9 protein-coding genes are annotated in these 13,188 nt (G+C 67.1%); 2 read left to right on the top strand and 7 right to left on the bottom strand.

Annotated elements, in window-relative coordinates; genetic code table 11:
• Window positions 1–240 precede the first annotated feature (240 nt).
• Window positions 241–1,098: an arginyltransferase gene (locus tag B2G71_RS01275; RefSeq protein ID WP_098103952.1), complete on the bottom strand. Its 858-nt coding sequence runs from the start codon at window positions 1,096–1,098 to the stop codon at window positions 241–243.
• A 308-nt stretch (window positions 1,099–1,406) separates the two neighbouring features.
• Complete coding sequence (locus B2G71_RS01270; RefSeq protein WP_098103951.1) at window positions 1,407–2,660, bottom strand: threonine ammonia-lyase; 1,254 nt, start codon at window positions 2,658–2,660, stop codon at window positions 1,407–1,409.
• A gap of 103 nt (window positions 2,661–2,763) precedes the next feature.
• Here B2G71_RS01270 and B2G71_RS01265 point away from each other — a divergent pair, with 103 nt between their 5' ends.
• Together B2G71_RS01265 and B2G71_RS01260 are read left to right on the top strand one after the other, a co-directional pair.
• Complete coding sequence (locus tag B2G71_RS01265; RefSeq protein ID WP_098103950.1) at window positions 2,764–3,660, top strand: NAD(P)-dependent oxidoreductase; 897 nt, start codon at window positions 2,764–2,766, stop codon at window positions 3,658–3,660.
• Window positions 3,657–5,390, top strand: a complete 1,734-nt coding sequence (locus B2G71_RS01260; protein ID WP_098103949.1) for an amidohydrolase — start codon at window positions 3,657–3,659, stop codon at window positions 5,388–5,390. The genes B2G71_RS01265 and B2G71_RS01260 overlap by 4 nt, the downstream gene beginning before the upstream one ends.
• A gap of 95 nt (window positions 5,391–5,485) precedes the next feature.
• Here the strand turns inward: B2G71_RS01260 and B2G71_RS01255 are convergent, their stop codons facing one another.
• The 5 genes from B2G71_RS01255 to B2G71_RS01235 all read right to left on the bottom strand — a co-directional run bounded on the left by B2G71_RS01255 (window position 5,486) and on the right by B2G71_RS01235 (window position 13,147).
• Complete coding sequence (locus B2G71_RS01255; RefSeq protein ID WP_098103948.1) at window positions 5,486–6,472, bottom strand: AraC family transcriptional regulator; 987 nt, start codon at window positions 6,470–6,472, stop codon at window positions 5,486–5,488.
• 123 nt (window positions 6,473–6,595) lie between these two features.
• Complete coding sequence (locus B2G71_RS01250; RefSeq protein WP_098103947.1) at window positions 6,596–8,368, bottom strand: NAD(P)/FAD-dependent oxidoreductase; 1,773 nt, start codon at window positions 8,366–8,368, stop codon at window positions 6,596–6,598.
• Complete coding sequence (locus tag B2G71_RS01245; RefSeq protein ID WP_276306897.1) at window positions 8,365–10,407, bottom strand: PQQ-dependent dehydrogenase, methanol/ethanol family; 2,043 nt, start codon at window positions 10,405–10,407, stop codon at window positions 8,365–8,367. Before B2G71_RS01245 ends, B2G71_RS01250 begins: the two co-directional genes overlap by 4 nt.
• A gap of 104 nt (window positions 10,408–10,511) precedes the next feature.
• Entirely contained in the window at window positions 10,512–10,805 is a 294-nt protein-coding gene (locus tag B2G71_RS01240) for a putative quinol monooxygenase (RefSeq protein ID WP_098103945.1), read from the bottom strand.
• Window positions 10,805–13,147, bottom strand: a complete 2,343-nt coding sequence (locus B2G71_RS01235) for a TonB-dependent receptor (protein ID WP_098103944.1) — start codon at window positions 13,145–13,147, stop codon at window positions 10,805–10,807. Before B2G71_RS01235 ends, B2G71_RS01240 begins: the two co-directional genes overlap by 1 nt.
• Window positions 13,148–13,188: the final 41 nt, after the last annotated feature.

The following is a 13,188-nucleotide window of genomic DNA, read 5'->3' as shown; positions in this document are numbered from 1 at the left end:
CCGCGCCGGCCTCGTCGCCATCGGGCGAGCGCGGCGGTCAGTCCAGTGCGGTGGTTCGCATTGCCAAGCCTGCCCGCGCGAAAGCCGAATCGCCTGGCCCCGCCTGCTTTCATCGGATTGGCGCGCAAAGCGTCCTGCCGCGCTTGGGCCTGCCGCCGTCCCGTCACTACCAGCCCGAAACCGACAGCCTCGAAGCCGATGGCGGGAAGATCGGTCGGGAAAACGACCGCCGGAACAAGCCTATTCCGGCAGGCGGAATCCGTCGGCGATGGCGGGCGCGCCATCCTTGTAGGCGCCTTCGCCGATCGAGCCCGGTTCGTTGCGCGCGGCGACGGCGGCGGAGATATGCGAGTCCTGCTCCTGAGCGCTCATGCGCTCCCAGCCCGCGCGGCCGAGCTTTTCGAGCGGCCGGTAGCGCACCTTGTAGGCCATGCGCGCGGCGCCCTGCACCCAGTAGCCGAGGTAGACGTACGGCAGGCCGTTCTCGTTGGCCCGGCGGATGTGATCGAGGATGATGTAGTTGCCCAGGCCCGACCGGCTCTGGTGATGCGGATCGTAGAAGCTGTAGATCATCGACAGCCCGTCGCCCTGCCTGTCGGTCAGGCAGGCGCCGACGAGGCGTCCCGGCGTGACGCCGTCATGCGAAGGTTCGCGATATTCGATCACGTAGCTGGTCACCGGCGTGTGCTCGACCATGTCGGCGAAGTCGATCTCGTCCATGTTGGTCATCCCCCCTTCGGGGTGACGCACCGAGAGATAGCGCTGCAACAGATCGAACTGCTCGCTGGTCGACCAAGGGCGGCACAGCGTCGCGATCAGATCGCCATTGCGCTTGAGGTCGCGCTTCTGCGTCGAGGACGGCTTGAACTCTTCGGCGACGACGCGCACCGAAACGCAGGCCGAACAATCGAGGCACGACGGACGGTAGGCGACCGTCTGGCTGCGGCGAAAGCCGATACGGCCAAGCGCGTCATTGAGCGAATCCGCGTGCGGCCCCTTCAGTTCGGTGAAGACCTTGCGCTCGCTTTTGCCGGGAAGGTAGGGACACGGAGCCGGGCTCGTAACGAAAAATCGGGGAAAGCGAACGGGTGCCGTCACGAGGGGCGCCTCTTCCTTCTTCTGTTGGCACGGGTTGCCGGTTTGCGAGGCCGATTATGCCTGCCGAGGCCCGGTGTTGAAAGGGTTTTAACCAACTTCTTCCGTTTGCAACCGGTAAATTTTCACAGGCGATACCCCCAGGATCGGTCAATTGTCCCGACTTGGGGCGCGGCGCCGGAGCTTGTTTAAGCCGAGAGCGCCACACCGGATCCAAGCGTCCCGCGCGCTCGTCAGGGGCCGCGTGCCCTTGCGCGCCCACGCCGGTCCGCACCACGAGGCGCGGCCGCCCGCGCCATTCGAAAGCCGCGTCAGCCGGCTTCGGCTTGCGTCACCGTGTAGCCCTCGCGCCGCAGCGCTGCAATCAGCGCCTCGAGCTGTTCGCGGTCGCGCGCCTCGCACTCGATCTCGGTGAGCAGGCCCTTGGCCGGCAGATTGGTGAAGATGCGGTGGTGGAAGACTTCGATGATGTTGACGTTGTGGTCCTGGAACACGCGCGCCACCTTGTAGAGCGCGCCGGCACGATCCTGCAGGCCGATCTTGAGCCGCGCGAGGCGGCCCTGCCGCGCGAGATCGCGCAGCAGGACATTGGCGAGCAGACGCGTGTCGATGTTGCCGCCGCCCAGCACCACCCCGATCTTGCGCCCGGCGAACATCGCCCGATTGGCGCGGATCGCGGCGAGACCCGTCGCGCCTGCGCCCTCGACCAGCGTCTTCTCGATCTGCAGGAGCAGCGCCAGCGCGCTCTCGATCTCGGGCTCGCTGACGAGCAGCAGGTTGTCGAGCAGCGTGCGCAGCGTCACCGAGGTGAAGTGCCCCGGCTGCACCACCGCGATGCCCTCGGCAAGCGTGTCACCGCCGACCGGCAGGCTGGTGCCCTTGAGCAGGTTGTACATCGAGGGATAGAGCTGCGCCTCGACGCCGATCAGCCGGATGTCGGGCCTGATGTCGCGCGCGATCACGCCCATCCCCGAGGCGAGGCCGCCGCCGCCGATCGGCAGCACCAGCGTATCGAGTTCGGGCGCGTCCTCGAGCATCTCGAGCGCGACCGTGCCCTGCCCCGCGGCGATGTTGGGATCATCGAACGGGTGGACGAAAGTGAGGTCGAGTTCCTTTTCCAGCTTGCGCGCGTGCGCCGCCGCCTCGTCGAAGTTCTCGCCCTCGAGCACGACCTTGCCGCCCACGCTCTCGGTCTGCATCACCTTCACCGTCGGCGTCGTGCGCGGCATGACGATCGTGACCGGGATGCCGAGACGCGTGCCGTGATACGAGAGGCCCTGCGAATGGTTGCCCGCCGAGGCCGCGATCACTCCACGCGACTGCTGTTCCTCGGAAAGCTGGAGCAGCGCGTTGAGCGCGCCGCGCTCCTTGTAAGCGGCGGTGAACTGCAGGTTCTCGAACTTGAGCCAGATATCCGCGCCGGTGATCGTGCTCAACGTCTGCGAATGCAGCGTCGGCGTGCGCACCACCGCGCCCGCAATTCGCGCCGCCGCCGCGCGCACCATGTCGGCGGTGAGCGCAGGCGAGGCGGCCTGCGCGACGGGCGTGGTTGCTGGCTGGTCCATGGGCGTGAGCGCCTAACGGAATACGCGGTGAATTGAAAGCGGGCTTGCCCTTGCCCGCCAAGTCCTGTTTCTTCCAGCGCGATTTCGGGTAGAGGCTTGCCAGATGAGCGAGAAACGCAAGGTATCCTTCATCGGCCTCGGCGTGATGGGCGGCGAGATCGCCCGCCACATCGGCGCGGCGGGCCACGAACTCACCATCTACAACCGCACCCAGGCGCGAGCCGAAGCCTGGATGGAGGCCAATCCCGGCCTCGCGGTGGCCGTCGCGCAGACTCCCGCCGATGCCGCCGCCGAAGCCGAATTCGTGATGACCTGCGTCGGCAATGACGACGATCTCGCCGATGTCGTGCTCGGCCCCAACGGCGCGTTCAAGACGCTGAAGCCCGGCGGCGTCTTCGTCGATCACACCACCGTTTCGGCGCGGATCGCGCGCCAGATCACGGTCGAGGCGCGCGACCTCAAGATCCATTGCGTCGATGCGCCGATGACCGGATCGCAGATCGGCGCGCAGAACGGCACGCTCACGCTGATGTGCGGCGGCCGCGCCAAGGCGATCGAGGCGGCGCGACCGGTGATGGAGGCCTATTCGCGCAAGATCGTCCACGTCGGCAAGGCGGGAGCGGGACAGACCGCCAAGATGGCATGCCAGATCTGCATCGCCGGAAACGTCGCCGCGCTGGCCGAAGCGGTCCGCTTCGCCCAGGCCGAGCACCTCGACATGGCCAAGGTCTACGACGCGATCTCGGGCGGCGCGGCGCAGTCGTGGCAGATGGACAACCGCTGGCAGTCAATGGACGAAGACCGCTTCGACTTCGGTTTCGCGATCGACTGGATGCGCAAGGACCTCGGCCTCGCGCTCGACGAGGGGCGGGGCCTGGGAGTCTCGCTTCCGGTCGCGGCGCTGATCGACCAGTTCTTCGCCGAGATCCAGCACATGGGCGGCGGGCGTCTCGATACGAGCGCGATCATCAAGCGGCTGCCGAAGAAGGGATCACGGTGAAGCTCTTTCCCGCGCTCGTCGCAGCGCTCGCACTCTCGCTGACGGTCCAGCCCGCCGCGGCGCGCAAGAAGAAGGAGGAGCTGCCGCCGCCCACCGGCACGCTGATCGAGAACGTCTCGGGCGTGACCCCCGACGGCAAGGGCGGGATCGCGCGTTTCGCCGCGCTGCTGATCGACGACGAGGGCCGCATCGCCGAAGTCTTCGACGAGGACGACGACTTGCCCGAACGCGTCGCCTACAAGCTCGATGGCGAGGGCCGGGTCATGGTGCCCGGCATGATCGACGCGCACGCGCACGTCATGGCGACGGGCCTTCGCCAAATGACGCTCGACCTGTCGATGGCGAAATCACTCGACGAGGCGCTGGCGCGGATCGCCGCCTATGCCGCCGCGCATCCCGACGCGCCGTGGATTCTGGGCGGCGGCTGGAACCAGGTCCAGTGGGGGCTCGACCGCTTCCCGACCGCCGCCGAACTCGATCGCGCGACCGGAAACCGGCCCGCCTACCTCGAACGCGTCGACGGGCATGCCGGCTGGGTCAACGGCCCGGCGCTGGCGGCGGCAGGCGTGACCGCCGCCACGCCCGACCCGGAGGGCGGCCGCATCGAACGCCTGCCCGGCGGCAAGGAGCCGGCGGGCGTGCTGGTCGACGAGGCCAAGGCGCTGGTCGCCGGCAAGGTGCCGCCGCCGCGCGCCTCGGACCGCGACACCGCCTTCGCCGAAGCCCAGCTCGTGTTCCTCGGGAACGGCGTCACCGCGCTTGCGGACATGGGCACCACGATCGAGGACTGGCAGGCCTTTCGCCGCGCCGCCGACCTCGGCAACCTGCGCGTCCGCATCGTCTCCTACGCCGCCGGGACCGAGGCGATGGCGCTGATCGGCGGGCCCGGCCCCTCGCCCTGGCTCTACGACGACCGGCTCAGGCTCGCGGGCGTAAAGCTCTGGCTCGACGGTGCGCTCGGCTCACGCGGGGCCTGGCTCAAGGCGCCATATGCCGATGCGCCCGAGACCACCGGCCTGCCGATGATGACCGAGACCCAGCTCGGCAACCTGATGAGCCGCGCGGCGATCGACAGGTTCCAGGTCGCGGTCCACGCGATCGGCGACAAGGCCAACGCGACCGTGCTCTCGGCGATCGACGAGCTTTCGAACACCTACAAGGGCGACCGGCGCTGGCGGATCGAACATGCGCAGATCGTCGATCCCGCCGATATTCCGCGCTTCGGCCTCCACGGCGCGATCGCCTCGATGCAGCCGCAGCACGAAGCCTCCGACCGGACCATGGCCGAAGCGCGGCTCGGACCGGGGCGGCTCGCGGGGGCCTACGCCTGGAAGTCGCTCAAGGCCGCTGGCGCGACGCTGGCGTTCGGCTCGGACGTGCCGGTCGAGCCCGCCGAGCCGTTTCTCGGGCTCTCGGTCGCGATCTCGCGCCAGGGTGCCGATGACCAGCCGCCTGGGGGCTGGCAATCGCAGGAAGCGCTGAGCTTCGGCGAGGCCTTCGCCGCCTACACCACCGGCGCGGCCTACGCGATGTTCGCCGAGGATCGCCTGGGCCGCCTCGCCAGGGGCATGCGCGCCGATTTCCTCTTCGTCGACCGCGATCCGTCCACCGCGACGCCCGCCGAACTGCGCGAGACCAAGGTCCTCGAGACGTGGATCAACGGCGTGCGCGCGTGGAAAGCGGATAGGCCCCCCGCCGTGGCAGGACCGTCCGCGCCCGAGACGAGATAGACTCCGCAAGGACGCCCGAGACCCTTCGCCCGCTCCAGACAAATCAAGGGGCGTCGCGATCTGGCGCGGTGACGTTTTGCACGATTTTCCGTGTCCTATTGATCGGCCAGCCATTCGCCGATGGATTGCCCGGTCCATTCCCGGAAGGCGCGGCGGAAATTGCCGACATCGTAGAAGCCCAGGGTGTGGGCGATCGCCTTCAGGTTGGGCGAGTCCTCGCGCAACAGCACGAAGGCGTGACGCTGGCGAAAGCGCTTCACGACCTGCTGGAAGGTCAATCCCTCGTCGCTGAGGTGCCGCTGCAGCGACCGGCGGCTCATCCGCAGGGCGGCGGCGATATCGTCGAGCGTCGGCAGGTTGCCGGCGGACTCGCGAAGCAGGTCCTCCATGCGCTCGTTGAGCGAGCGGGTATGCGTGAGATCGCTGAGATACTGGTCGCATTGCTGGTGGAAGATGGCCTGGACGAACTCGTCGCTCGCCGGGATCGGCCGGTCGAGGTCGCTGCGCCGCCCATGGTACACCGTCGCTCTTTGCGAAAACCGGACGTCCGGCGCGCGAAACAGGCCGTAGGCGTCGGGATCGGGGCCCTCCGGGAATCCGAAATCGATCCTGAGGCTCGTCGCGGGTTCGTTGGTCAGTTCCTTTATCACCGGTTCGACCGCCGCGACCGCGGCTTCCAGGCAATAGCGCCGGGCGGGCATCGACATCGCAAGCCGGGTTTCGAACACCATCTGCCATTCGTCGCCCTTCTCGATGATCCGGGTGGCGAGCGGATCGCCGGCGATGAGGCAATAGCGGCTCCAGTGGTGGAATGCCTCGCGCAGGGTCGGCATGCTCATCGTGCCGAAGCCGACGACCCCGTAGCTGCGCACTTGCGAGCCGTAGGCGCTGGTGATCGCGAAGCCGGGAGGCGTGCGCCGGGCGAGGTGCTCGAACAGGTTGGCGATCGTCGGCAGATCGAAAGGCTTGAGCGCGTGAATGTCGTCCCAGGAGACGCCGGTCCCTTCCAGGATTTCGTCGGGGCTCAGCCCGGCATCTTGCGCGAGCATCAGATAGGTGCGCAGCTTCGATGGCTTGAACACCGTCTCTTCCCTGCCTCCCGTAAGCGTAGCGTTGTTCTGCGCTTACCTCAGCAAGGCGGTGGTGGTCATGTCAATCGCGCCGCTATCCGTGCGTGAGAGTTTTTGCGCCGCACCCCCGGCGCGTCAGGTCCAGTCGAGACCCGGGAAGCCGCCGGCATCGCGCCAGTCTCGCAAGTGCTCGATATAGGCCATCGGACCGCCCGCGTAGAAATCGTTGAGCGCTGCCTTGCGCTCGCGGCGGCCCTCGTAGCTGTAGTAGCCCGGCGTGCAGCTTTCGAGGAAGGCGCGTCTGGCCTTCGCGCCTTCGACGATCGTTTCCACCCAGGCGGTCTCGGCCGCAAGGCTGGGCTCGACGCGGGTCGCGCCGCGCTCACGCGTCTCGGCGATGATCTGCGCGATCGTCTGGGTCTGCTCATCGGCGGTGTGGACGTAGTTCACAGCCGCCCCCGCCTGCGCGATCGCCATCATGAAGAAGTTCGGAAATCCATGCGTCTGCATGCCGTGGAGCGTCAGCGGCCCGTCGGCCCAGCGGTCCGACAGATCGACGCCCCCGTCGCCGACGATCTCCAGCCCCGCTTCCTCGCAGTAGTCGACGAGGAAATCGAAGCCGGTGGCCAGCACCAGACAATCGAGCGGATACTCGGTGCCCGCGACGACCGCGCCCGCCGGGGTGAAGCGCTCCACGCCCTTGCCCTGCGTATCGACGAGCGTGACGTTGGGCCGGTTGAAGCTCTCCAGATATTCGTCGTGGAAGCAGGGGCGCTTGCAGAAGTAGTGGAACCACGGCTTGAGCGCCTCGGCCGTCTCCGGATCGCGGACGGTGGCCGCGACACGCTGGCGCACGCCTTCTGCCTTGCGCATCTCCGCGCGGCGGATGGCCTCGACGTCGGCGACCGGCTCGCCGTTCTCGAGGCGCGGCATGACGGAGCGGATGATGTCGGTCCAGCTATCGCCGACCAGATCGACCGGGGCATAGCCGCCGCCGGTGAGCGTGGTGAAATTGTCGCGCCGCTGGCGCTGCCAGCCGGGCTCGAGTCCGGCGAAATCGTCGTCGGTGAGCGGGCGGTTGGCACGCACTTCGACCGAGGCGGGCGTGCGCTGGAACACGTAGAGGTGCTTGGCCCAGGCGGCGAGATGGGGGATCACCTGGACGCCGGTCGAGCCCGTGCCGATGATGCCGACGACCTTGTCGGCAAGGCCGGTGAGGCCGCCGCTCTCGTCTCCGCCGGTATAGGCGTAGTCCCAGCGGCTGGTGTGGAAGGCATGGCCGGCGAAGGTCTCGATGCCGGGTATCCTCGGCAGCTTGGGATTGCTCAGCAGCCCGGTGCAGGAGATGACGAAACGCGCGGCGATCCGGTCGCCGCGATCGGTCTCGACGATCCAGCGCGCGCGCCCGGCATCCCAGCGCAGCTTCCGCGCAAGGGTCTGGAACAGCGCGGCGCGGCGCAGGTCATAGCGCTCCGCGATCCTGCCGCAGTAGGCCTGGATCTCCGACCCGCGCGGATAGCGCTCGGTCGGGACGTGGCCCAGTTCCTCCAGCATCGGCAGGTAGACCGTCGATTCGACGTCGCAGGCCGCCCCGGGATAGCGATTCCAGTACCAGGTGCCGCCGAAGTCGGCGCCCTTCTCGATGATCCGGATGGCATCGACGCCCTGTTCGCGCAGCCGCGCGCCAGCCAGCAGGCCGGCGAAGCCGCCACCGATGATCAGGACCTCGCCATCCTCCTCGATCGGCGCGCGCTTGAAATCGGGATCGGCGTGGGGATCGCGCGCCAGCGCCGCAAAGCGCTTTCCCAGGGGCTCGTATTGCGCCATGCCGTCGCTGCGCAGACGCTTGTCGCGCTCCTGCGCATAGCGCCGCTCGAGTTCGTCGAGATCGATGTCGGTATCGCTCATGGCTTGGCGGCCTTGCTCTGCGGCGCGGGCTGCGCCAGCCGCGCGCGGTGCGAAACGTAGGCGCGGATATCCTCGATCTGCTCTTCGCTCAGCCACTTGCTGAAACTGATCATCCCTCTCTCCTCCAGGACGCCATCGACCAGGACGGCGCGCCAGGCGTCGCGGCTCGCGAGCGCGCCGGAACGGCGCAGGTCGGGCAATACGCCGGTCGAGGCCGCGCCCGAACCGTGGCAGCGATAGCATTGCTGGGTGTAGAGCAGCCGCCCGGCATCGATCTGCGCCGTCGTGAAGCTTTCGTCGGTGATCGTCAGGTCCGATGGCTCGCCGGGCTCGAATTGCGGCAGCGTGCCGGTGCCGTCGAGCTTGAACACCAGGACGCGTCCGTTGGGCCGGGCGCGCGGCTTTTCCGCGCCCTCGCCGAGGCCGAAACCACCGCCGTATCCCGCCAGGACCGCGACATACTGGGTGCCGTCGAGCCGATAGCTGATGGGCCCCGCGATGATGCCGTCATTCGCCTCGAAGCTCCAGAGCAGCTTGCCGTTTCCGGCGTCGCGCGCCTCGAACCGGCCGACGCCCGTCCCCTCGAACACCAGACCGCCTGCCGTGGCGAGCACACCGCCGTTCTGCAGCGTGGGATGCGCGACGGACCAGACCTCCTTCTGCCGCACCGGGTCCCAGGCGACCAGCCGGCCCTCGAAGCCCTCGGCGCCCTTGCGCGCGACTTCCGGGTCGTCGGGCGCCTCGAGGTTGCGATCGTCGATCCCCTTGTTCCACAGGCCCGGCGTGTACTTGAAGTTGGGATCGTTCCCGTAGACCATCTTAGAGTGGTAGACCGGAAAGTAGACGAGGCCGGTCTTCGGGCTGAAAGCCATCGGATGCCAGCTATGGCCGCCCAGCGCGTTGGGATACATCAGGAAGGGCGCCGAGCGATAGCGCGCCGCCGGGTTCATGATCGGGCGTCCGGTCTTCATGTCGACGCCCCGGGCCCAGTTCATCGGCACGAAGTTCTTGGCCGAGATCAGTTTGCCCGTCTCCCGGTCGATCACGTAGAAGAAACCGTTCTTGGGCGCCTGCATCAACACCTTGCGATCGACTCCGTCGATCTTCAGCGTCGCGAGGATGATCGGCTGCGAAGCGGTGAAGTCCCAGCTTTCGCCCGGCGTTTCCTGATAGTGCCACTTGTAGGCGCCGGTGTCCGGATCGAGCGCCACGATCGAGGACAGGAACAGATTGTCGCCCTTGCCGTCCGATCGGACCTGCCGGTTCCACGGGCTGCCGTTGCCGACGCCGATGTAGAGCTGCTTGAGTTCGGGATCGTAGACGATCGCGTCCCACACCGTTCCGCCGCCGCCGTACTCGTACCAGCGGCCCGCCCATGTCGGCAGCGCCTTGTCCTTGAGGACGGCATCGGACGCGGCGCCGTCGGGCTTGGCGTCGGGATCGCCGGGGACGGTGTAGAAACGCCACACCTGCTGGCCCGTCTTCGCCGCATAGGCGGTGACGTAACCGCGCACTCCGTATTCCGCGCCGGCGTTCCCGATCACCACCTTGTCGCCGAACACGCGCGGTGCGCCGCTGATCGTGTAGGGCTTGGCGGGATCGGTCGTCTGGACCGACCAGACCTCTTTGCCGGTCTTGGCGTCGAGCGCGATCAGCCGTCCGTCGAGCGCGCCGAGGAAGACCTTGCCACCCGCCACGGCGACTCCGCGCGAAATGACGTCGCAACAGGCATCGAAGCCCTTGCGTCCGGCGATCTTGGGGTCGAAGTGCCACAGCTCCTCGCCCGTCCTGGCGTCGATGGCGTAGACGTGCGACCAGGCCGCGGCGACGTACATGACGCCGTCGACAACGATCGGCGTCGCTTCCTGTCCCCGGCTCGAATCGAGTTCGAACGACCAGGCGAGCCCGAGCCTGTCGACGGTCTGCGTGTTGATCTGGTCGAGATCGGCGAACCGCTGCTCGAGATCGGTGCCACCATGCACCGGCCATTCTGCGGGGCCGTTGCCGGCGCCCCGGGCCGAACAGCCCGCGAGAAGCATGGCGACGAATGCGCAAAAAAGAACACCGCGGGGCCGCATGGCCCTCTTCCGATTCTCAGACAAGATCATCTCCTCGCAAGACCGCCGTTGCGGCCCCACAGTGTTCAGGTCAGGGTTTCGAAGGCGCGGACTTCGGCCGGTTCGGCCAGGAGATCATCCGCCGCGGCCAGGAATTGCGCGACGTGCGGCTCGGCCATGTGCGCGTCGAAGCCCGCCTGATCGGTCCAGCGCTCGTACACCATGAACAGCGCCTCATCCTCGGCGGAACGGTGCAGTTCGCCCCCGGCGCAGCCCGCCTCCTGATGCGTGGCGGCAAGCAACGTGCGCAGGGCGGCTTCGAGATCGTCGATCCTGCCGGGCCTGGCGCGCAGCAGCACGATGTTGGCGAGCTGCGCCATCAGAAGTCGACCCGCACCGCCACGCCGTAGGTGCGCGGCTGGCCGAAGCCGGCGGACTCCACCGAGAAGTTCTGCGCGCCGGCCGAACCGCCGGTATAATAGAGCTTGTCGGTCAGGTTCTTGACGAAGAGGCTGGCCTTCAACGGGCTGTCGAACATATCGTCCCAGTCGAGCCGCATGTTGATCAGCGTATAGGCCGGCAGCTTCGTGCCCGGCTGGATCGTGCCGCCCAGGTTCGAGAAGTAGAACGAGGACTGGTGATAGAGATCGACGTGGTAGTTCAGTTCGCCCGCGTCGCCGCCCAGCGGCAGGACCGCATCGGCCGAGAGCGTGCCCGCGAATTCGGGCACGTCGCCGAACGGTCCGTAGAGCACCGGGTTGCCGAACAGGCGGGACTCGTTGTCGGTGAACTTGGCGTCGGTGTAGGTGATCGATCCCGCCACCGTCAGCCAGTCGGCCGGTCGCAGGCTGGCATCGGTCTCGATGCCGCGAATGCGAGTCTTGGGCACGTTGATCGTCGCCGACGACGCCGTTCCGGCGATGACCACGTAAGCGGTCTTCTGGATGTCGGCGATCCAGGCGTTGTAGACGGCCAGGTTCGCACGCACCGGCATGTCACCCGCGCGGCCTTCGAACTTCAGGCCGGCTTCCACGTCGCGAACCCGCTCGGGCAGGAAGAAGTTGCCGCCCGGGTCGTTGGCCGCGGTGAGCGGCGTCGGTGTCGGCGGGTTGAAGGGGTTGAAGCCGCCGCGCCGCCACGAGCCGCGCGAGGAAAGATAGACCATGAGGTCGGGCGTCGCATGGTAATCGAGCGTGGCGGTCCAGCTCGGATCGCTCTGCTTCACGCTCTGCCGCTGGCCGGGGCCGAAGATCGACTGGTCGAGCTGGACCAGCGTGATCTTCTCCCAGGTGTAGCGGCCGCCGACGGTGAGGTTTAGCCGGTCGGTCAGCTCGTAGGTCGCTTGCCCGAAAACCGCCGTCGACTTGTTGCCGGTCGCCGCGTTGTAAGCGACGGAGACGTTGGCGGCGCCGAGCCACAGCGGCGAGAAATAGTCCTCCTTGGCATCGATGTAGAATGCGCCGAGCAGCCAGGTCAGGCGCCCATCGCCGGTCTTGCCCTGAAGCTGCAACTCGTTCGAATAGGTCTTGGTCGCGCTGGTCTCGACCGGCAGATCGGCGCCGGTCAGAACCGCATCGGGCGAATACTGCTGGATGAAGGGATAGGGCGAATAGTCCGTGTCGTAGTTGATCTGGTTCTTGGAGAACGAGTAGCCGAAGATATTCTTCAGCGAGATGTCGTCGGTGAGCTCGATCTCGGTCTTGTTGACGACCATCTCGCTGCGCGCGCGGTGATCGAAATCGGCGTTCTGGTTGACGACGTAGTCACCCTGCGAGCGCTGGAATTCGGGCAGCGACTGGAAGCCCCCGGCATAGACGAAACCGTTGGGATAGTTGGCGAAGATCCGCCCTTCCAGCAGGTCCGAGAAGAACGGCTGGTTGTCCGGCGAATAAGTGCACGAATTGAACCCCGAGGGATCACCGCAGGGGATCGTGTAGTAGGCGGTGTTGGGCGCGTTGGTGCCGGTGGTCTTGCTGACCTGCACCATCGTCACATTGCGGATGTTCTCTGTCGGCTCGATCGCCAGCGTCGCGCGGCCCGACCGCTCATGCTTGTCGCCGAGCATCTCATCGTCGTAGAGATTGCGGACGAACGCGCCACCTGACGTGACCGTTCCGGCAACACGCAGGAGCAGCTTGTCGTCGCTGATCGGCAAGTTGATGGCCGCCTCGCCGATCAGACGATCGAAGTTGCCGTACTGCACCGAGGCGTAACCGCCGAAGTAGTCGTCCGGCTCGCGCGTCTGGAACAGCACCGCGCCGCCAGTCGAGTTGCGTCCGAACAGCGTGCCCTGCGGGCCCTTCACCGCCTGCACGTTCTCGAGGTCGTAGAACGGCGTCGACGAGATGACGGGGAACGGCACCTCGTTGATGTACGGCTGAACGCCCGGCGGCGAGCCCGAATAGGCATCCACCGACTCGCCCCGGATCACGTAGTTGAGCTGGTTGTTGTTGTTGCCCGAGCGGACGATCAGGCCCGGAATCGCGGTCTGCAGATCGGCCTCGGTGTGGATTCCACGCGCCTCCAGGTCGCTTGCGCTCAGCGCCGAAACGGCCACGGGCACGTCCTGCACGCTTTCGGTCCGCCGGCGCGCCGTGACCAGGATTTCATCGAACTGGCCCGCTGTCGCCGAAACGTCCGCCGACGTTTCCTGCGCCCAGACCGATGGCGCGCAAAGCGCCGCAAGAGCACCCGTGGTGCTCAGTAGAACGCGATAAGTCATTCTCCGCCCCCATTTGCCGGAACGGCCGACCGGAAAATGAC

Source organism: Novosphingobium sp. PC22D (assembly GCF_002556635.1).
GTDB lineage: Bacteria > Pseudomonadota > Alphaproteobacteria > Sphingomonadales > Sphingomonadaceae > Novosphingobium.
The sequence above is the reverse complement of the archived record's forward strand: the minus strand, read 5'-3'. Positions and strand labels throughout refer to the sequence as shown.